The sequence below is a fragment of the Balneola sp. EhC07 genome (genome assembly GCF_001650905.1).
Classification (GTDB): domain Bacteria; phylum Bacteroidota; class Rhodothermia; order Balneolales; family Balneolaceae; genus Balneola.
In genome coordinates this window covers 223,233-246,201 of sequence record NZ_LXYG01000020.1, presented here as the reverse complement: position 1 = coordinate 246,201, position 22,969 = coordinate 223,233, and the positions used below count along the sequence as shown (strand labels likewise).

Genomic DNA, 22,969 nt, shown 5'->3' with positions numbered 1-22,969 from the left:
TTAATAATTAATGAAACATCAGACTTTGATAGGTATTAAATATTGGTGAGATAATCCAATCATGTCCGTAATTATTTTAAAGGTTTCCGTATTACTGGAATTACGGGATATAAAAAAAGCCCTGCTGTTTGGCAGGGCTTTTAACTTCTGAATAAGAGTGATTTTACTTAATCAAAGTCATTCGTTTCGTTTGGATGTTTTTTCCTGCCATTATTCGGTAGATGTAAACGCCACTGGCGAGATTACTTCCATCGAATGTAACAGAATGTTCACCGGAACCCATTCGGGTATTAACCAAGGTTGTTACCAACTGACCTGTAATCGTAAATACATCAAGTCTTACATCACCTGATTGAGGTAGCGTAAACTGTATTGTTGATGTTGGATTAAAAGGGTTAGGATAATTTTGGTTTAGCTTGAATGTTAGCGGTAGTTCTTCCGGCTCGTTGGATACACCAATCATGGTGGTAAACGAAATATTCAACGAGTTTTCAGCCATTCTGGTAGAGTCAGAAGCTACTGCCATTACCGTCCATTTAAGATCTATGCTTTCTCCACTGAGTACACCCAGATCTTTCAAAGTTGAATCGATAACAGCGTATGTTCCTGTTAAAGAAGTCGCTGAACCATCATTGTCAGATTCGATTGTAAATAACGGAGTAGAGAAGTCCGCATTAGCTGAGTCAAACATGAATACATAGGTCACTTCAGCATTTGAAGTAGCTTCTTCCCATGTAAATGTAACTTCTGTCTCAGCGCCAGTTCCTAAGTCAAAGCTGGAATCATCTGCAGGTGTAAGTACACTGAAAGCATCAATTGTAATCTCAACATCAGAAATCAATTCAACATCACCTTCAAAAGCACCTTTGTAAGGAGCTACTGAACTTCTTGTGGTTCCGTCGATATCAGTAAGTATACTTGAAGGAGTACCCGCAAGGTTGAGATCTCCAACAGAATTCCCTGTTAAGCGTAAATCTGTAGTAGAAACAAACTCAACTTCTACTTCACTGGAGTTAGCATCAACACCCGATGCCGTTTGCCAATCAGCTAATGTAGCAGCATTTGTTGTGTTATATAGACCTAAATTAGCAGAAGCACCACTTACAAAGTAGTTGTTAAAGTCTGCATCTAATTGGGCATTGCTGTCAATAGGCCAGTAAATAGCATTGGCATTAACATCATCCTGATCAGATACAAAGATATTGTTTCTCAGGTTCCAGGTTTGTGCAGTAGCAGATTCCTGATGAGGACCAAATCCTGCATGAATACCGGTTTCGTCACTTGAACCGATTCGAACTGAATTATGATAAATAGAATTCACAGAGTTTCCGGCTGCATTATCGAAAGCAATACCATACACATCGTTCCCTACAGCAGCGCCAATATTAGCGAAATTATCTACCGCAATCATATTGTTAGCAACAAGAACCGTATCTAATGAAGCATTAAATAAAATACCTGCAGCAAAACCGGCTGATGTTGTACGATTTATCTGTAGTCCTACGACCTCATTACCCGTTACAACGGTTTGTCCACCATTTAAAGCAAGATAAATAGCAGCATATCTGGATCGGTCTGCTCTTGGACTATCAATAGAGATAGTGTTATTCATAATGGTATTATTTAAACTCCACCATGTTGTAACACCTCTGTATGTAGCATGAATTCTGTTACCGGATACGGTTGAACCATCTGCCATTACAGAGCTTGTACCCCAAAGACCTACACCATTTTGGAAGTCGCCATTCTCTGAACCAATTTGGTTATTGATAACAGCAAGGCCAATAGTACCATTTGGACCTGATTCATTGGTTACAATTCCGGATACACTTACACTTCCACCTGTATACGTCAGAATACTATTTGCAATCATAGTATTGGTTGTTCCATAGGTGTAAATGAGAGCTGAGAATGTAGTATCAGCACTAGTTATGGTAAGATCACGAGTATCGCCACCAAGTGTGTTTGATCCATCTATAGTTACATAGTCAGTATTGTTGATCCAAATACCGTCGCCACCTGAACCACCCCATACTTCGATAGTTGGTGTTTCACCCGAAACAGGCTTTATTGTTAGACCTGTGAATTCAGTTAAATCATCACGATCGATTTTCAGTTCATTAGAAGTCTCATCTAGATCATCTGCGATGTACAGATTAGTAGCTGAAGATAAACCAAAAGTATTTACGTAGTGAATTGCCTGATGCAAAGAAATAAATCCTTCATCATCAGTAGTGCGCTGAGGAATGAAATAATCTCCTGCTAGTGCTGCTTCCGCTTCTGTAGCTGCACCCAGATTAGTGAATATATTGGTGTTTTTAACGATCCATTCACTATCATCGAAATTTGTACCAAAGGAACCTAATGAAGCAGTATCACCTTTTGTAACACTTATTTTTCGAAGTAAGGTAAGGTTCTGAGTTCCTTTATCAACACCTGCAACTTCCCAACCGGAACCGGGATCATTATTAGGATCACCAAATACATCAACCCAAGTAGTGTCACCACTTTGTGAATCGATATGGATAATTCCACGAGCATCATCACCATTATGGTGAACTGCGCTTGGGTAGCCAAGTACTTCATCTGCATTTTCTGCAGCAAAAAAGCTTGGATCTACTCCGTCGTTAAGTAAAACATATTGTTCGCCAGCAGCGATACTAGCCTCTGCAGCAAATGTATGATAGTATTCCCAACCGCCACCATTTACAGATTGTGCTATTCTGTAATTTTGAAGATTAACAGTTGAATCTGTCAGGTTAGTGATCTCGATAGCTTTATTGTTGCTTGAGCCTTCGATATACTCAGAGAAAATTAAGTTAGAAGGGTCGTCTACAACCGGAGGTGCAGCATTTGTAAAGGCAGCTAAACCATTTACACCTTCCAGTGCATATACGTTGTAAGTGCCATCTTCATTCAATGAAACTCTAGCTTCACCGTAAATAGAACTATATGTATCTGTGTCGTCACCCATTAGTGCAGATTCAGCAACTATTGTTGGAGCGGTAGCATCAGAAACATCATAGATATAAATTTTTCCGGTTTTACTTCCGCCACCTGAGCCATCTGCTCTGTAGGAATAAACAGCTAAATGTTCTTTACTGTCGTAAGCAAAGGCTTGCATACCGTTTCTTGAAGCAGAAGCAAGTGTACTGTTATCAACAAAAGCTCCGGTACTGGTGTATCTTGCCGGGGCAGAACTGTTTCCGCCAATATAGAAATCTGAACTTCTTCCTAATCCCAAAGGAGTAACATCAGTGTTGCCACCTACTACTACATTTGTTCCGGACAAGGTAATGGTTTCTGTATTCCAGGTAGCTCCTTGATCAGCAGTTGTTAGCACATAAATAATTCCCGGGTCACTAGTTGCTACCGGTATCCAAACTTCAACAGTATTATCAGAAACAGAACCTACAACGGTAAACTTATCTCCTAATCGTTGAGCTGTTGATGTAGTTATGACCAATGAATCAGTGTAGGTTCCACCTTCAGTAGACCACCAATATAAATGAAATGGACTAGTTGAAGCATTTGTAGTCAGGTTTCCTAAGAAAGCAACTCCATCGTCTGAGAATTCAATATCATTCATTGCATATGTACCGCCTGCTACTCCGGTTAAATCATAAGGAGTGGCTAAGGTAACGTCAGCTCCTGTTGCTGCATTTAGTACTCTGATTTGAGAGTTAGCTCGGTCTGCTGCGTAAAGATTCTCACCATGAAGATCCATTCCTCTCACCCAGCCAACAGTAAACCAAGATGGAAGCGGTTCCGCTGCACCGGTCCGCGAAGTTCGTTCCCAGACGGTATTAAGCTCCTGTGCTTGTACCGAAAAAGTAATCCCCGTAATTAGTAATAAAACTGCTGAGGTTCCCAGCAGTAGTTTTTGTAAATGTTTTTTCATTCAATTAAATATTTAGTTAATAGAAAAGATATCGGCTAAAGAAAGGTATATATTATGAAATAAGATAATTATGCATGTTATGTACATTGAAGTTGTCTTTAGGGAGCAGTTAAACTGAGTAAAAAACAGATGTAAATTTTAGCGTATAATTTTAGATTGCATTTTCACTGATATTATTTAAGAGATTTTAAAATGAAAAAATTATTTATCCTCATTATGCTGATGTTAACAACAGGGGATTATGTTTCAGCTCAATTCTTTGGACGTCAACCGGATTTCAATCGTCAGGATACTCTACGTGGAACTATTACAGCCGAACGTTCTTGGTGGGACGTGACTTTTTATCATCTGGATATGGAAGTGAATATGGAAGACAGCACTTTTACCGGAACCAATACTATTCAGTACAGAGTCGATTCCCTTACTACTAGCTTAATGCAGATCGATCTTCAACAACCAATGCTGATATCTAAAATAACTCAAGAAGGGAAAGCGCTTTCATTTGAAAGAGAAGGAAATGTTTTTTTTGTTCAAACTAGATCAAACCGGAAAGTAAGGGATATTGACGAGGTCGTTATTCATTTCTCAGGGAAACCAAAGAAAGCAGTAAGAGCTCCGTGGGATGGAGGTATTTCATGGACAAGGGATGAAAACGGAAATCCTTTTGTAGCTTCTTCAAATCAGGGTATCGGAGCAAGTATTTGGTGGCCAAATAAGGATCACGCTTATGACGAACCGGATAGTATGCTGATGAGCATAACCGTTCGCGATGATCTGATGAATGTTTCGAATGGGAGACTCCGAAATGAAACAGATAACAATGATGGTACCAAAACCTGGCATTGGTTTGTAAGTAATCCGATCAATAATTATGGAGTTAATATTAACATCGGTGATTACGTTCATTTCGGAGAAGTTTTTGATGGTGAGAATGGAGCTCTGGATATGGATTACTATGTATTGAGTTACAATCTTGAAAAAGCAAAAAAACAGTTTTTAGATGCGCCCCGAACCATTGAAGCATTTGAACATTGGTTTGGACCTTATCCTTTCTATGAAGACAGCTATAAATTAGTAGAAGCTCCGTATCTGGGTATGGAACATCAAAGCTCGGTTACTTATGGCAATGGCTATGAAAACGGATATCTCGGACGAGACCTGAGCAGCACGGGATGGGGAATGAAATTTGATTTTATCATTATCCATGAAACCGGACATGAGTGGTTTGCCAATAACATCACCTATAAGGATGTTGCAGATATGTGGATACACGAAAGTTTTACGAACTATTCCGAAAGTTTATTTCTGGAATACCATTATGGAGAAAAAGCCGGAAACGAATACGTGATCGGAACCAGACTGGCAATTCAAAACGACAGTCCAATTATCGGAATCTATGATGTGAATTATGAAGGTTCTTCTGATATGTATTATAAAGGAGGAAATATGCTTCATACTATTCGCCAGGTTGTAGCAAATGATGAGTTATGGAGAAAAATTCTGAGAGGTTTAAACAAAGAGTTTTACCATCAAACGGTTACAACTGAAGAAATTGAGAATTTTATCATTGAACAATCCGGGAAAGATCTGGATTCAGTGTTTGATCAATATTTGCGAGATCACAGAGTTCCGATACTTGAATATTTTTTTCGTGACAACAATCTGATTTACAGATGGAATAACTCGGTACCGAATTTTGATATGCCTGTTGAGGTTACTGTAGATGGAAAAGAGATGATTTTAAAACCATCAACCCGATGGCAAGCTATTCCAAGTTCAGGTAAAGACCTTCAGGTTGATATCGATTATTATGTAGGTTCGTTTAAGGTGCAGAACTGATCACTGATTGCATTGATTTTATTTCTGATTCCTTGGATTGTTAGCTCAGATCTTAATGTGATTAAATTTTAGTCTGGGACTTTAGTCTTTTTTGCTAAGGGTATACCTCAAAACCGTTCGGAATAAATTCCTCTCGGGTTAACATGACCAGGTCTTAAATAATGTTGCAAATTTAGTCAGGTAAACAAGCAAGGACTTTAGTCCGCTGTAAAAAGCAATCTAAGTCGGACATGAAGGACCTCCTTGTTTAAATTCTCAATAAAAAATTTTTCATTCCTAATTCTTTTAAAATCATCGTACCTTAAAGTTTCTGTTGAATTGCAGAAAATTTCCTCAAATTCAAACTCCCAAGCTAACTACATTCATGGCTGACGCTACTGTAAAAGAACCGGAAGTAAATCTTGAACTTGCCCTCGAACACGGATTAAACGAAGAAGAATTTGAAATGATAAAGACCCGCTTAGGTCGGGTTCCCACATTTACGGAATTGGGAGTGTATTCTGTGATGTGGAGTGAGCATTGTTCTTACAAGAATTCAATTGTTGAACTTAAAAAACTTCCTCGCGAAGGTGAGCACATGCTGGTTGGAGCAGGTGAAGAAAATGCAGGTCTTGTTGATATCGGCGATGGACTCGGATGCGCTTTTAAGATCGAGAGTCACAATCACCCGTCAGCGATCGAACCTTATCAGGGAGCAGCGACAGGAGTAGGAGGAATTCACAGAGATATTTTTACGATGGGAGCTCGTCCTGTTGCAAGTCTGAATTCATTGAGGTTCGGAAGTTTAGAGAATCCAAGAGTTCGTTATTTACTGGATGGCGTTGTTCGCGGAATTGGTGATTACGGAAACTCATTCGGTATTCCGGTAATCGGTGGTGAAGTGTATTTCGATGAGAGTTACGAAGGAAATCCACTTGTAAATGCGATGAGTATCGGACTGGTGGAAGCCGGAAAAACAGTTTCTGCTATTTCTGAGGGAATCGGAAATCCGGTGATCATAGTTGGAGCAAGTACAGGTCGAGATGGAATACACGGCGCTACTTTTGCATCCGAAGAGATCAGCGAAGAAAGCGAAGCAAAACGACCAAGTGTACAGGTTGGTGACCCGTTCACTGAGAAATTATTACTGGAAGCCAGCCTTGAAGTTTTGAAAACCGGCGCAGTAGTTGGAATGCAGGACATGGGAGCGGCAGGAATTGCATGTTCCACTTCTGAAATGACTGCAAAAGGTGGACAGGGAATGTTGATTGACTTGGACAAAGTTCCGGCGCGTGAAGAAGGAATGACAGCCTACGAATTACTGCTTTCAGAAAGTCAGGAAAGAATGTTGATCGTAGCCGAAAAAGGACGTGAGCAGGAAGTTATTGATGTATATGAAAAGTGGGATCTTCATGGGGTTGTGATCGGTGAAGTTGTGGATACCGATAAAGTAACCTATATGAAAGACGGTGAAGTGAAAGGCGACATGTTTGCTGAGCATTTAGTTCTTGGAGGCGGAGCTCCTCAATATATCAGAGAAACTAAAAAACCGGAATATCTGGATGAAGTTCAGAATTTTGATACTAGCAGTCTGAAACATCCAAGTGATCATCAGGAAACGATCAAAACTTTATTGAGCTCTGTAAATGTTGCTTCAAAAAAGTGGGTTCATGAACAATATGATACAACTGTAAGAACGAATACAGTAACTGCTCCGGGAGCTTCAGATGCAGGTGTGATCCGCGTAAAAGGAACAAACAGGGGCTTGGTAGCAAAGACTGATTGCAATGGCAGATACGTTTATTTGAATCCTCGTCGTGGTGGTCAAATTGCTGTTATTGAATCAGCAAGGAACGTTGTGTGTTCAGGAGGAAAGCCGTTAGCTATCACAAACTGTCTGAATTTTGGAAATCCTTACAAGCCGGAAGTTTACTGGACATTCAAGGAAGCACTTGGCGGAATGGGAGATGCTTGTAAAGCACTTAATACTCCGGTGACCGGCGGAAATGTGAGTTTCTACAATGAAAATCCGAACAGCGCCATTTTTCCATCTCCGATAATCGGGATGTTAGGTTTGATCGAAGATGTTGAAAACCATACTACAACTCCGGGATTTAAAAATGACGGTGATGTTGTAATGTATATCGGCGCCCAACGAAAAGGATTAGGAGGGACAGAGTATCTTAAAAAGATCCATGGTTTAACAACCGGTGATGCTCCCGATTTAGATATTCCCTTTGAAGTAAAACTTCAGGAATCACTATTGGATGCTATAAAAAAGGGTTGGATCAAATCGGCACACGATATTTCTGATGGCGGACTTGTAATAGCACTTGCTGAGAAAGCGATCTTCTCTAAAAAAGGAGTGAAGGTATCGGTTAAAGATCTTGCGGGAACAGACCATGAAGTTCTTTTCAGTGAAGCACAATCCGGAGTTCTTATTACTCTTAAACCGGACGATTTACCAACAGTTATCTCTCATTTTGGACAGCATGAAGTTCCTACTCATGTACTCGGTACCGTTACAGGAGATAAAAAAATGGTGATAGAAGAAGTTGGAAGCTTAGATGTTGAAGAAATGTCTGAGATCTACGAGGGTGTTCTTCCCGGGATTATGGGGTAAAAGATTTAAGATCTAAGACTTAAGATTTAAGATCTAAGACTTAAGATTTAGGATATAAGAGTTAAGACGTAAGATTTGAGATAGAGGTAGAAGAGGGTCATCCTGAATTTATTTCAGGATCTTTGGTAAAGGCTATCAAGTAGAATCGAATTGTTAACCTCTTAAGGTTTCGGACTACCTAATAATTTCGATTGTAGCTTTTTAGTAAAATAGACATTATAAAATCTATTCCTTCATACATCAAAAACTTGGAACGAAATCCTGTCTAATTTTCATTTACCAATCTGACTATTCATCAAGAAGGACAGAGAAGTTATTTATGAAAAATAAGATCGTACTTATCGTAGGTGGCTCAGGCGGAATTGGCTCAGCAACGGCAAAGAGATTTGCCAAGGAAGGAGCAAAGGTAATCCTAGCAGCTCGTAATAAATCCAAAGCAGAAGAAATAGCTAAAGAGATCAATGACAATGGAGGAGAAGCATTTGCCATTCAAGTTGATGCCACCGATCAGAATTCTGTAGCAAATATGGCTCAGGAGATCGAAGATAATCTCGGTAAGATCGATGTGTTGATTAATGCATTCGGACAGGGAATTATAAAACCGTTCATGGATATTGATCCGAAAGCAGCCAAAGAAGTCATTGATGTAAATGTGTATGGTACCTTTTTGGTTACTCAAACCGTGATGAAGCACATGAATACCGACGAGCCAACCAATGTGATATTTTTCCCCGGCACGATGGGAAAATATGTTATGAAAAATGCTTCGGTTTATTCAGCTTCTAAATTTGCTATTCAGGGATTTGTAAAAGCACTTATTGAAGAACAAAGGAGAGGAAAGACAAAATACTCATTATTCTATTTGGGTGGAGTAAATACCGCTTTTTGGGAAGATGATCGGGTAGATATGAAAGTGAAAAAAGAGATGATGTTAACTCCGGAAGAAGTTGCAGAAGCAGTGTATTACGGAGTAAATCAACTTTCAGGATCTGTTATGAATGAGATAGTTATACAGCCCGAAAGTCATCAGTTAGTCTAGAAAAGATTTAAATGAAATAGTATGGACATGAATACCATGTCCATACTAATAAAGAATCTAGCCAGCTATAGGACACTTATCCAAAGAAGACTTATAAGCCTTTTCCAGAATATCCAAACCTTCGTCAATTTGTTCAGAAGTAATTGTCAGTGGCGGACGAAAACGTACAGTATTCGTTCCACAAGCCAATATCATCAAACCATTTTCTATACATTGACTGATAACAGCATCTCTTGAATGAGAATCAGGAAGGTCGATAGCAGCGAATAAGCCTTTTCCTCTTGGATTGGAAAGATGCTCATGATCATCTGCCATTTTCTGAAGTTTGGACAGAAGGTGATCTCCTACTTTAGCTGCATTGGCTACAAGATTATCTTCTTCGATAATATCCAGAATTCTACCAAAGCGAACCATGTCTACCAGATTGCCACCCCAGGTAGAGTTAATTCTGGAAGAAACTTGGAAGCAATTTGTTTCTACTTCATCAACACGAGGTCCGGCTAAAATCCCGCAAACCTGTGCTTTTTTACCAAAAGAGAGAATATCGGGCTTTACATAATGTTCGTGAGCCCAGAATTTTCCGGTCATTCCAACACCGGTTTGAACCTCATCATATATAAGAAGAGCTTCATGCTTGTCAGCCAGATCACGAAGAGCTTGGTGGAACTCAACTCTGAAATGACGATCACCACCTTCACCCTGTATTGGCTCGATCAAAATACAAGCAATGTCATCTTTGTGTATTTCAAAAAATCTCTCGGCCTGTGCGATAGCTAATTTTTCTTCTGCTATCACAGACTTCAAAGATTCCGGTGTTTCCGGGAAACTGGTAGCCGGACTGATAACGCGTGGCCAGTCAAACTTTGGGAAATACTTTACCTTATTAGGTACAGTATTGGTAACAGAAAGTGTATAACCTGAACGACCATGAAAAGCCTTTTCAAAATGAAGCACTTTATGGCCAATTTCATGACGATAACCTTTTTGGAAATTTTTCTGAACTTTCCAGTCAAAAGCCACTTTCATTGCATTTTCAACAGCTAGTGCTCCGCCTGATATAAAGAAAGAGTGGGGGAGATGTTCAGGCACAGCAACTCTGCTGAACGAACTCATAAAACCGGCAAGTTCTTCTGTGTATACATCAGAATTTGATGGTTTGTTGATTGCAGTCTTACCCAACAATGAAACAAAGTCAGCATCTCCTGCAATTTTAGGGTGGTTCATCCCCAAAGGATTAGATGCGAAAAAAGTAAAGAAGTCCAGATATTTTTTTCCGGATTTTGAATCATGAAGATAAGCCCCTTTACTTTCTTCAAGATCAAGCACCATATCGAAACCGTCGGTGAGTAGATGTTTCCCCAAAACCTCTCGTACCTGAGCAGGTTGAATATTTTTTATTTTAGCCATTTAAAGTATTTTTGATATAAGCAGTTTAATTTTCGCTGATAAGCTATCAAATCAGGAAAAAAACGCCAATAGGTTTAAACGGTTTAAACCTTTATTTGGAAAAATTCTCAAGGGTTTTGCGAATAATTTCCACACAATCCATAAGTTGGGATTCAGTCATAACTAATGGAGGTGCAAACCTTATTATATTTCCATGAGTAGGTTTTGCAAGCAATCCGTTTTCTTTTAATGCTAAACAGAATCTCCAGGCAGTATCGCTTTCAGGGTTGTCATTAATAATAACAGCATTCAACAAACCTTTTCCTCGTACTTTCACAAAAAGATCAGAAGAATCCACAAGTTTCTTCATCTCTGACCTGAATAGATTCCCTAAAGTTCGTGCATTTTGAGCGAGATTTTCATCATCCACTACTTCAAGCGCAGTCATGGCTACTTTACATCCTAATGGATTTCCACCATATGTGGATCCATGTTGCCCCGGTTTTATTACATCCATTACATTATCATCTGCGAGAATTGCAGAAACAGGATATGCCCCACCTGATAATGCTTTACCTAAAATTAGAATGTTAGGCTTAGTATATGAATTTTGTCTTTCGCAATGACCACTACAAGAACAATCACCACAAACTGCCAATAGACCACCGGTTCGTGCAATTCCAGTTTGGATTTCATCAGCAATAAATAAGGCATTAGCTTCTTTACACAGACGAGCAGACTCAGAGATGAAGTTTTCATCCGGAACTACAACACCGGCTTCTCCCTGAATGGGTTCAACCAGGAATCCTGCAACATTTGGTTCTTTCAAAGCCTCTTCAAGTGCTTTTAAGTCATTGTAAGGTATCTTTATGAATCCGGGGGTATACGGGCCGAAATTCTTTTTTGCATCAGGATCGTTTGAAAAGGAAATTACAGTAGTTGTTCTTCCATGAAAATTATCTTCACAAACTATGATCTGAGCTTCATTTTCTTTAATTCCTTTTTTCTCATAGGCCCATTTTCTGCACACTTTGATAGCTGTTTCTACACCTTCAGCTCCGGTATTCATAGGAAGTACTTTATCAAACCCGAAATATTCACTCATGTACTTTTCATACTCACCTAATACATTATTATAAAATGCTCTGGAAGTCAGAGTGAGTGTGTGAGCCTGATCAACTAAAGCTTTTGTGATCTTAGGATGACAATGTCCCTGGTTTACAGCTGAATAAGCAGATAAAAAATCGAAGTATTTATTCCCTTCAGGATCCCAAACAAAAACTCCTTTTCCTTTTTCAAGTACTACAGGCAGGGGATGATAGTTGTGTGCTCCGTATTGATCTTCTAGTTGTATTGCGTCTTTTGATGATATCATTAAACTCTGTATTTAATTTTTACTGAAGATAAAGAATAGAGAGACAAACCTTAATAAAAAAAGCGAAATAAAGGTTGATAGTAACCGGTAATTAATCGTATCTTTAAGACTCAACATCGCGGGGTGGAGCAGCTGGTAGCTCGTCGGGCTCATAACCCGAAGGTCGCAGGTTCGAATCCTGTCCCCGCCACAAAAAACTAAAGCCTTATCATTAATTTGATAAGGCTTTTTTATATCCCAATTCAACAGTAGTTACAGATCTTATCTTAAGGGTTAAATTACATTCTAATTATCTGGATGTAATAGAAGAATCACACTCTTCCTTCTTGACGTAAAAAAAATTTGAAAAATCAAACGTTTCATTTAAAAATCTTATTGTTTGACGCTCGAATTTTTTTTGTAAAAAACTTTTAATCGAGAAAATTATTTCTTTAATTGCAGAGTCCTAACAATAATTAACTAAATACAATAAATATGAAAAAGTTCTACTATCTTTTTGTATTGGGATTGTTTTTCTCAGCCAGTGCATTTGCACAGACTGGAACTATCTCCGGTACAGTAATTGATGATGCAACAGGTGATGCTTTCACAGGTGTAAGTGTTGTGTTAGTTGAGCTCCAAAAAGGTGATCCGTCTGACTTAGATGGTAACTATGAGCTTACTAACATTCCATACGGAACTTACACTCTAAGAGCTACATTTGTGGGTTATGAAAATTTCGAAACACAGGTAACTGTAAACAGTGCTTCTAAAACTGTTAACATTAGCCTTAAACCAACCGTCGGTGCATTTGACGAAGTAATTGTAACTGCTTTTGGTTTATCTAGAGAAGAAAAATCGATCGGTTACGCAGTTCAAGATGTAAGCGGTGACGATTTAACTCTCGCTAATGAGTCTAACATTGTTGGTGCATTAGCAGGTAAAGTGTCTGGTGTTCAGGTAATTGGTACATCAGGTGCAAACATCGGTGGTTCCAGCAAAATTAGACTTCGCGGAACTAACGGTCTTAGTGACGGTCAGCCACTTTTTGTAGTTGACGGAACTCCTATTAATAACAGAAGTTTTTCAGGCTCGGCAGTAGGTCGTGATTACGGAAACCTAGCCGGTGATATCAACCTTGACGATGTTGAGTCTGTATCTGTATTGAAGGGTGCTGCTGCATCTGCTTTATACGGGAACAGAGCTTCTAACGGAGTTATCCTGATTACAACTAAAGGTGGAAGTTTAGGTGAAAACCAACCACTGGAAGTTAATTTCAAGAGTTCTACTACTTTTGATAATATATATATTCTTCCTGAGTATCAGGATGAGTACGCTGGTGGATATACTCAGAACTTTATTCCTGTAGTTGATCCTGTTGATGGTCAAACGTACAATACGCTTAACTATGCTGCTGATGAAAGCTGGGGTCCAAAAATGGATGGTACAACGTATCGCCCATGGTATTCTTGGTATCAGGCTGATGTTGACGGTGACGGTACAAGCGAATACGGTAAAACTATTCCATTACAATCAAATCCTGATAACGTAAGAAACTTCTTTGATACAGGATTATCTTTTGATAATTACCTTTCAATTAGTGGTGGTAGCCGAAACGCTACATACAGAGTTTCTATTGATAACAAGCAACAAACCGGTGTTATGCCAAATTCTGAACTAGATGTTACTTCTTTAGGATTTAATGGTGGGCTAAGACACAATGATAAGTTTATTTCTAATGTAAGATTAAACTATATCAATACTAAAGGTTCAGGTCGTCCTCCTCAAGGGTACTCACCAACTCAAGGTAATGCTGTACAATCATTTAACCAATGGTTTCAAAGACAGCTAGACATGGATATGTTACGTAACTACCGTGCTACTGATGGTACGCTTACTTCATGGAACATCCGTTCTGCTACAGATACTCGTCCTTTGTATTGGGATAGTCCTTTCTTTTCTATATATGAGAATGTTCCAGAGGATAGTAGAGATCGTTTCTATGGTAACTATACAATTGGATATAATATTCTATCAAATTTAACAGTAGAAGCTAAAGTACATGCTGATATTTATGATTTTGTAATTGAGGACCGCATTGCAACTGGTGGTTTAGAGCAAGATTCTTACAGCATCGCTAAAAGAAGTAATAAAGAGATTAACTACGAGATCGGTGTTAACCACCAAACTGAATTTGAAGATTTTACATTCAACAGTTTTGCAGGTGCAAATCTTCGTCAGGAAAGATATAACTCTTTAACTTCTTCTACGGTTGGTGGATTATCAACGGCTAATTATTTTAATATTTCGGCTTCTGTTGATCGTCCAAACGTATCTTCTTTTAAATCTGACAAGGATGTTCGTAGTATATACGGAACAACTACAATCGGTTGGAAAGATATCGTTTATGCTGATCTTTCTGTAAGAAATGACTGGTCGTCAGCTTTACCTGAAGATGAGAATTCTTACCTTTATTATGGTGTTTCAGGTAGTTTTGTACTATCGGAACTTCAGTTCATGCAATCACAGAACATCTTGAGTTTTGCGAAGCTTAGAGCTTCTGTTGCTCAGGTGGGTGATGATATCGGACCTTACCAGATTCAGCAGACTTACGGTTCAGGTGGAAACTATGGTTCTTCGCCTACACAGTTTGTTCCAAATTCTATTAATAACAGCAATCTGAAAGCTGCTATTTCTTCAGATTACGAGTTTGGTGCTGATCTTCGATTCCTAAACGGTAATGTTAGGTTAGATCTTAACTACTATAACTCTGTTAGAGAAGATGAGATCATTAGTTTGACTGTACCGGGATCAAGTGGATATAACACTGCGATTGTAAATGCAGGTGAATTCACAACTGAAGGTTTTGAAGTTCAATTAGGAGCAACTCCGCTTAACACTAGAGACTGGAACGTAGATCTTACTGCGAACTGGGCAACTAGTACTTCTACAGTAAACAAACTTGCTGATGGCTTAACCAGTCGTCAATTAGAGCGCGCTTATTTTGGAGTGTTTTTATTTGCAAGAGAAGGAGAAGAGTGGGGTGCTATTGTAGCTCCTGGATTTGAAACCGATGCTAATGGTAACAAAATTGTTAATCCAAACGGTGCTTATTCAATTGAAAACAACAAGGATCTTGGATATTTACTTCCGGATTACACAGGTGGTTTCAGAGCAGATATCTCTTTCAAAAACTTCAACCTTGGTACATTCTTAGAATTCCAAAAAGGTGGACAGTTCTACTCTATCACTAAGATGTTTAATGCTTATTCAGGCTTAGGAGAAGGAACAGTAGGAGACAATACATTAGGTAATCCTTTAAGAGATCCTGTGTTGGACTCTAATGGAAACGAAGTTACTAGTGTAGCTCTTGGAAGCGCTGCTTCTAATTCAGGTGGTGTACTTGTAGAAGGTGTTGATTCTAACGGAAATCCTGTTTCTTATTTAACTGAAGCACAAACACATTATGCACGTATGTTTGGTGTTAAGGAAAACTGGTTATATGATGCTAGTTATATAAAATTAAGAGAAGTAAATCTTAATTATAACTTGCCACAGGATCTGTTAAGCAAGATTTCTATCAAAAGAGCGTCAGTTGGTGTAAGTATGTATAATGCTTTACTAATTTACTCTTCTGTTGACGGTCTTGATCCTTCCGCTATCCAAAACGGTACAACCGGTTTCTCTTTCTGGGAAGGTGGCGGTCTGCCAGGGACACGTTCAGTATCTTTTAATCTTAACTTAAGCTTCTAAATGATATTTAGAACTAGAAAAAACAAATTAAGTATTATGAAAAAATCATTATTTGTAGGTTTATTAACCTTTTTGATAATCGGTTGTAGTGATTTTGGAGATATTAACGTTGACCCAAATAACCCTTCAACTGTAAAAACTGATTTGCTTCTTACCAACTCACTTACTTCAATAAGTGCTGTTGTAGGAGCAACTACAGGTACATTATATGTCCAGTACATATCTGAAACTCAGTATACTGAGTCTTCAAGATATCAGACATCTAGTTTTGACTTTAATGGCTGGTATTCTGGAGTATTACAGGATCTTCAAACCATTATTGATCTGAATAGCAACCCTGAAACTGCTCCGGATGTACTTTCCGGTGGTAGTAACGGAAACCAGTTAGCAGTAGCTAATATTATGCAGGTCTATTACTATCACTTCATAACTGATAGATGGGGAAGAGTTCCTTACTCTGAAGCACTTAAGGGTAACGAAAACTTAACTCCGGCATATGATGCTCAGGATGCTATCTACGCAGATATGATCCAACGTCTAAAAGATGCTGTTGCATCTATGGATGGAGGAACAGGCGTACGTGGTGACATCATCTTTGGTGGAGACATGGACAGATGGGAAGACTTCGCAAACACTCTAAGAATGCGTATCGCACTTAGGATGTCAGAAGCTAATGCTGCTACTGCACAGACAGAATTTAACGCTGCTGTTTCAGCCGGTGTTATTACTTCTGATGTTATGTATCCTTACTTGGCTGAAGCTGCCAATGAGAATCCATGGTACGGCAGATTCCAAACAAGAACAGATTACGCTATATCTTCTACTTTAGCTGATACTATGAAGGCATTAGACGATATGAGACTAACTGTTTTTGCTAACCCGGCTCCTGATCTGGATAACGGAGATGGAACTGTTGAGCTTTCTGAAATAAACGGAATGCCTTACGGTATCGCTAATGCAGGTGATATTACTAATGCTTCTATTTCTTTTCCAGGTTCAGCAATTGGAGCAGGTGGTCCTTCAGTAGGTCAACAAGATGCTCCACTTCCAATCGTTACTGTGGCAGAGGTTAACTTTGCCAGAGCTGAAGCAGCTGCAAGAGGATGGGGCGGTACTGCTGCAACATTCTATAATGCAGGTATTGATGCTTCTTGGGCTCAATGGGGTGTTGATGGAGATGCTGCTGCGCTTACAGCATATAAAGCAGATCCAGCCGTTGCTTATAACGCAGCTAATTGGAGAGAGCAAATTGGATATCAGAAATGGATCGCTTTATTCCCACAGGGATATGAAGCATGGTCTGAGTGGAGAAGGTTAGGATTTCCTGCTTTAACTCCTGCTCCTGATCCATTGAACAACAGTGGATTAATTCCTGTTCGTCATGCTTATCCAACATCAGAAACAGATCTGAATACAGAAAACTATGATGCAGCTGTTGCTGCTCAGGGTGCGGATGAATTAGATACCAACCTTTGGTGGGATCAGTAATCCAAACAACTTATAAACTTTAAGTTTATTTAAAATTGAAAGCTACTCTTTTTAAAAGGGTAGCTTTTTTTTTGATAGGCTTTCTCTGGATTTGGCACTTTGGTTAGATTCAAATAAAGAAAATACTAGTAAACTGCTTATTCAGTGAATGTGCAGGAATAGAGAAGTTGTGTATTTAATAGAGGCGGTTCATAATTTACTTTTGATCCAAACGAATTTACTCTTTAAAGATCATTAATTACTATTAAAGTGGAAGTAGTATACTTTACTTTGGACTTTTTAATAACGGTTATGATTTTAGCTTTCTTAAGCTAGTACTATTATTTACAAATCTGCTTCAGCTAAACTTAGTTAAGTTAATACTATTCAACACATTATTTCCGACCTTACTTGATTGACGAGTTAATTTTTTTTTCTGATTTTTTTAAGAACGAAAGAGAAATAAAGAATAAAGTGAGAAGTGCCACTAAGCTAGATGGAATTTAGAGAATTAGCTTTAGGTTTTGTTTAAATCCGGCTGTATATATTTTAAAGTGTATCTGAATAGTCAGCTAATAGCGGTATTTACAGAAAAGCTTATAATCCACTCCCATATTTCAGTTGTAAAGCCCTAAAAACAGACTTAGTTAGTAATAGCTTTCATTATTATTGCTTTTTATAGACTAATTAGAGGATCTCAGATAATCCTGTAAACGATTAGATGTGTAATACACTATGGCGAGCGAGATAGAAAGCTTACTATAAAATGCAGCTAAAAATAAACTTATTGTTTGAAGAATGATAAGTAGATAACTACGATACTTATGTTAGCGGTTAATAGAAGAGAAGCATTAATATCTGTCTTATATACTTCCAAGAGATTAAAAAACTAACATTTATCTGGTTGTTCCTTCTTTAACTTATATGTTTCAAATTATTATCAGAAAAAGATATTCCTTTGCTATGTGAATAACCGATAATTTGAATCGGAATTTAATTAAACTTTGTATTCTCTCTTTGTTGTTTTGACTTAAGGGTATTATGAATGACTGTACCAATTGTCTACTTAATACAGCTAAGATTAATAGCATAAAAAAAGCCACTCTGAAAAGAGTGGCTTTTTAATTAGTTAAAAGAACTAAATGTATTAGTTATTATAACCTTCATTTTGATCCATGCTGGAGTTTGCATCCATCTCACTTTGAGGTATTGGGAATGCAGCTCTGAAATCAGGATACGCAAGAGTAGTAAACCCTCCCGGATCTTCATCAGCAACAATGTCATCACCATTTCTCATTTGAGTAGCAAAGTAATGTCCTTCACCTAAAAGCTCTAGACGTCTTTCTAACAGAACATCAGCCAAATCAGCAGTACCAATATATGGACTTACGGTATATCTGTTGTTAGCAAGAGTATTGAGTGTAGTTGCAATGACAGCACCTGCTGCTCCATTTCTGGCTTGAGCTTCAGCTTTGTTCAAGATTACTTCCTCAATTCGAATCATACGAATGTTATCTTCACCATTGATCTCATCAGGGTATTTGCCAGTAAGTCTGAATTGAGTATCAGTACCATTAGCATTTGTACCAACAAGAGCAAATCTGAAGTCATTTGCTTGATCGTATAGGTCGTATGTCTCTTCATTTAACTCAACATCACCATAGTTTGTATTTTGATAAATACGAGCAATACTATTAGTACCTGCATTATTAGTAGCAGTATAGCCTAATTCAAAGATGCTATTGCTAGCCTCATCAGTAGACCACGCAGCAACTAAAGCAGCTTGATCAGCAGGAACAGTGTAAACACCTGAGTTAATAACTACATCAGCAGCATCAATTGCAGCTTGGTAATTACCAACTTCCAGATTTACTCTGGATTGCAACGCTTTAACAGCATAGTAAGACATAGAAGTCTTAGAAGTGTTAGATGTACTGATCAAACCTTCAGCTGTAGTAAGATCTGCTAACACCTTAGTGTAAACATCAGCAACGGACTCTCTAGCTGGTAGAAAGTTATCCGGCTCATTGTATGTAGTTACATAAGGAACTCCTAAGTTCGCAGTTCCACCCGGAATAGCATGCTGTTGTCCAAATGTTCTTACTAAGTCAAAATGAAGTAAAGCACGTAGTGCATATGCCTGACCTTTAAGGTCATCGATCGTAGCAGAAGAACCTACTTCTGCTGCAATTGCGATATTAGCTATTGCAATAGCTCCATAGGAGTTAGTCCAAAAGCTACTTGCATTTCCATTTTGAGTAGTGTAAACGTGTTGTGAAGGAGCACCGAATCTGTTAGATGCAGAAGAACTCCACATATTATCAGAACGAACTTCATTCGCAACTATTAGGTCTCTACCATAAAGAGCAGTAGAATTCATATCGTCAAGTATTCCATATACAACTGCTTGTAAATCAGCAACTGTACTAACAGCAGTACTTGTTTCTTTCGCTTGGTCTACAGAAGGCTCAAGAAAATCTGAACACGCTGCTGTAAGCAGGCCTGCAACCAAGAGTAATAAGTATGATTTTTTAAAAATATTCATTGTAATCTAATTTAGAAGTTAGCTTTAATACCAACAGTTACAGATTTAAGTGGTGCAGAATTTAGATTTAAGAAACCACCTGCATCTACTTCAGGGTCAAATTCTAATAAATCGTCAAAAGTATATGTCCATAGGTTTTGGCCTAAGAAGAATACGGTTGCAGATTTAACGCCTATAGTCTCTAAGTAACGAGCAGGAACATTGTATCCGATATTAAGATTTTTAAGTCTTAAGTAATCGCCATCATATAAGAAACGGCTTGAAGTTCCGGCAGTTTGTCTGGCATTACCACTTTGTGGTCTTGGGTTGAGTGCATTATCACCCGGTTGTTGCCATCTGTCGTACTGAGAAGCGTACTGATTGTAAAGGAATGAATAACGGCCATCAGAAGAATTGATGAATGCCCATGAATCATACACTTTATTACCAAAGTTGTAGTAAAGATCAGCGCTAAGGTAGAAGTTGAATACATCGAAACGAGTATTTATTCCACCAAATGCTGATGGAAGTGCACTTGCACCTTGATAAGCAGTTTGAGCAGTATTGTAATCGTTTGTAGTTGCACCACCTTTACCGTCAATGTACCATAGAGGATCACCATTGTCAGGATCAACACCAGCCCACTTTCTCATGAACCAAGCATTTGTTTCAAACCCTTCAACAGCAATATATCTTGTAGAAGATGTAATCTCGATGTCTTCGCCATTAGCGTCAGTAGGTAATTCTGTTACCTCATTTTCTAATAATGTTAAGTTACCACCAAGGTTCCATTTGAAATCACGTGTTCTAAGTACATCGTATCCAAGTTCGAACTCAAATCCTTGGTTATATAACTCACCAATATTCTGAGTCTGGCTGTTATGACCAGTTGTTCTTGAAAGAGGTACAGCAAACAGAAGTTCATTACTGTTCTTTCTGAAGAAAGTAGCAGAACCTGTTAGTTTTTCAAACATTTCAAACTCAAGACCAAGATCGAAAGACTGAGCTTTCTCCCAAGTTAAAATTGAGTTACCTAAAGTGTTGTTTCTGATGGTAGGATTACCGTAGTAAGAACCAGTGTAGCTTACTGTTGCTTGGTACTGATTTAGACCTACAGAAGAGTTTCCTGTTAATCCATAAGAAGCACGAACTTTTAAGAAGTCAAGGAAGCTTAGGTCGCTTAAAAATTCTTCTTCTGAAAGCACATAAGAAACACCTGCAGAGTAGAAAGTACCCCAACGCTCATCTTCAGCAAATCTTGAGTTACCTTCATAACGTAAACTTGCATCCACAAAAACTTTGTCTTTAAATCCGTAGTTCACTAAACCTGTGAAAGAAGACACGCTCCAATCAGTAGTTTGAGAGAATGCAGCAACAGGATTCGCAGTTGTAGCTAGGTTTATAAGACCAGTAGCAGCAATACCTTCACCTGAACCACCAACTTGGAACTGGGAGTTCTTTTGAATTTCATTCCAAACTGTGAAATTAAAAGAGTTGTCAGTGTTTAGCAGGTAGTTGTAGCTAATCATGTTTTGCCACACATAGTTAAAGTTTCTGTATGTGTAATCATCAACTCTACCACTTTCATCATCACTATCACCGTAAAAGATGTTGTTGTAGTTCTTTTCTTCACTTAAAACAAAGTCAATAGCGAACTTAGATGTGAAAGTTAAGTTGTTGTTAAACTTAATATCTACTTTAGTGTTGTTTAATAAACGTGCAGTTTTGTTTCTATCAATATCATTCGCCTGAGTATACAGAGGATTGTAGATTGCGTTTGATAGATTAGTGATGTTGAATGATCCATCAGCATTATAAACAGGGTCAATTGGAAGCATGAAGTATTTAGCTAATACCGGGCTACCAAAGTAACCAGCACCTTCCAGAATACCATCTTGCTCAGTAAATGAACCGGTTGTAGAGTTTTGTACTCTAACTCGGTCATCTAGCTGGTGAGAAATATCAAATTTACCGGTGTATCGGTTAATTTCAGTTCCTACAGTTGTACCTTCTTGATCAAAAACACTCATAGAAGCGTAGAACTGAGTTTGGTCATTACCACCTCTTGCAGAGAATGAATATTCTTGCTGAAGAGCGTTCTCATTAGTAGCAGCTTTATTCCAGTCACTGTCAGTAGTACCATCCCATGGGGAAGCAACACCATAAGCTTGTTGGTAGATCTCGTCCCATTGCTGAGAATTTAACGGATCCGGTCCATCAATAGCAGTGTTATTAGCACCTCTTTGAGCAGTTACAGAATAAGTAGTATTACCTTGACGTCCGCTTTTTGTTGTAATAACAATTACACCGTTTGTTCCACGAGCACCATAAGGAGCAGTAGAAGCAGCATCTTTAAGAACAGTAATGCTTTCGATATCTGAGTTACTAATAGTAGAAAGAAGGCCTAAAGAACTAGTTCCGCCATTTGTACTGACGTTTCCGGATACAACAGGAACTCCATCAATTACAAATAATGGTGAAGTTCCAGCGTTGATCGAGCTTATCCCTCTAATTCTAATATCCTGAGTAGCTCCAGGAGTACCGGATGAAGCAGTGATCTGAACACCGGAAGCCTTTCCTTGTAGAGCTGCATCAATAGAAGCAACAGGAACGTTTTCAAGTTTATCACTTTGAACTGAAGATACAGAACCGGAGAAAGTAGATCGGTCAATAGACCCGTAACCGGTAACGATTACTTCATCTAATCCTACGAGATCGACAGATAAGTTAACGTCTAATACTAATTCTCCGGAACCAATTTCCACAGAAGAAGTATATCTCTTGTACCCGATGTAGTTAACACTTACTTCATAAGTGCCAGCAGGGATTCGAGTTATTGCATAGTCACCGTCTACATCAGATTGGTCACCTTTTTGAAGGGACTGAATGTAAATAGTAGCACCTGGCAAAGGTTCACCAGTCTTGGCATCTGTTACTTTCCCTGTAAGGGAGCCTGATTGAGCAATCGCTAAAACAGGTAAAAACAAAGCCAATGTTAAAAGTTGTAGCTTTTTAAACATAGTTATGTGATTTAGTTAATAATAAACGGCATTGAGCCGTATTTACAAGCTTTAAATATGGATAAAAAGGGAACTAAAAACAAA

Annotated in this window: 10 protein-coding genes and 1 tRNA gene; 6 read left to right on the top strand and 5 right to left on the bottom strand. The window is 38.5% G+C overall.

Annotation, left to right across the window (positions count from 1 at the left end):
• Window positions 1-163: 163 nt before the first annotated feature.
• Window positions 164-3,901, bottom strand: a complete 3,738-nt coding sequence (locus A8B79_RS15500; RefSeq protein WP_066224585.1) for a lamin tail domain-containing protein — start codon at window positions 3,899-3,901, stop codon at window positions 164-166.
• A 192-nt stretch (window positions 3,902-4,093) separates the two neighbouring features.
• On the opposite strand from A8B79_RS15500, the gene A8B79_RS15495 reads away from it, so the two are divergent.
• From A8B79_RS15495 to A8B79_RS15485, 3 genes are all read left to right on the top strand, one after another.
• On the top strand, window positions 4,094-5,740 hold the full coding sequence (locus tag A8B79_RS15495; RefSeq protein WP_066224583.1) for a M1 family metallopeptidase: 1,647 nt from the start codon (window positions 4,094-4,096) through the stop codon (window positions 5,738-5,740).
• A 364-nt stretch (window positions 5,741-6,104) separates the two neighbouring features.
• Entirely contained in the window at window positions 6,105-8,342 is a 2,238-nt protein-coding gene (purL, locus tag A8B79_RS15490) for a phosphoribosylformylglycinamidine synthase subunit PurL (RefSeq protein ID WP_066224581.1), read from the top strand.
• Between the two features lie 319 nt (window positions 8,343-8,661).
• The gene (locus A8B79_RS15485) at window positions 8,662-9,381 is read left to right on the top strand and encodes an SDR family oxidoreductase (protein WP_066224578.1); all 720 of its coding nucleotides are present in this window, start codon (window positions 8,662-8,664) and stop codon (window positions 9,379-9,381) included.
• A gap of 57 nt (window positions 9,382-9,438) precedes the next feature.
• Here A8B79_RS15485 and lat read toward each other — a convergent pair whose 3' ends face one another.
• Together lat and rocD are read right to left on the bottom strand one after the other, a co-directional pair.
• A complete protein-coding gene (gene lat / locus A8B79_RS15480) occupies window positions 9,439-10,788 on the bottom strand; it encodes an L-lysine 6-transaminase (protein ID WP_066224576.1) in 1,350 nt (449 codons plus the stop codon).
• Between the two features lie 91 nt (window positions 10,789-10,879).
• The gene (gene rocD, locus A8B79_RS15475) at window positions 10,880-12,142 is read right to left on the bottom strand and encodes an ornithine--oxo-acid transaminase (protein WP_066224574.1); all 1,263 of its coding nucleotides are present in this window, start codon (window positions 12,140-12,142) and stop codon (window positions 10,880-10,882) included.
• 117 nt (window positions 12,143-12,259) lie between these two features.
• Here rocD and A8B79_RS15470 point away from each other — a divergent pair.
• The 3 genes from A8B79_RS15470 (at window position 12,260) to A8B79_RS15460 (ending at window position 17,362) form a co-directional block, all read left to right on the top strand.
• Window positions 12,260-12,332 (top strand) — tRNA-Met (locus A8B79_RS15470).
• Window positions 12,333-12,616: 284 nt separating this feature from the next.
• Window positions 12,617-15,874 (top strand): SusC/RagA family TonB-linked outer membrane protein, encoded by a 3,258-nt coding sequence (locus A8B79_RS15465; protein ID WP_066224571.1) that lies wholly within the window; start codon window positions 12,617-12,619, stop codon window positions 15,872-15,874.
• A 36-nt stretch (window positions 15,875-15,910) separates the two neighbouring features.
• Entirely contained in the window at window positions 15,911-17,362 is a 1,452-nt protein-coding gene (locus A8B79_RS15460) for a SusD/RagB family nutrient-binding outer membrane lipoprotein (protein ID WP_066224812.1), read from the top strand.
• A 1,126-nt stretch (window positions 17,363-18,488) separates the two neighbouring features.
• Here the strand turns inward: A8B79_RS15460 and A8B79_RS15455 are convergent.
• Both A8B79_RS15455 and A8B79_RS15450 read right to left on the bottom strand, forming a co-directional pair.
• Complete coding sequence (locus A8B79_RS15455; protein WP_066224568.1) at window positions 18,489-19,886, bottom strand: RagB/SusD family nutrient uptake outer membrane protein; 1,398 nt, start codon at window positions 19,884-19,886, stop codon at window positions 18,489-18,491.
• 11 nt (window positions 19,887-19,897) lie between these two features.
• Complete coding sequence (locus tag A8B79_RS15450; RefSeq protein WP_066224565.1) at window positions 19,898-22,885, bottom strand: SusC/RagA family TonB-linked outer membrane protein; 2,988 nt, start codon at window positions 22,883-22,885, stop codon at window positions 19,898-19,900.
• Between the last annotated feature and the right edge of the window lie 84 nt (window positions 22,886-22,969).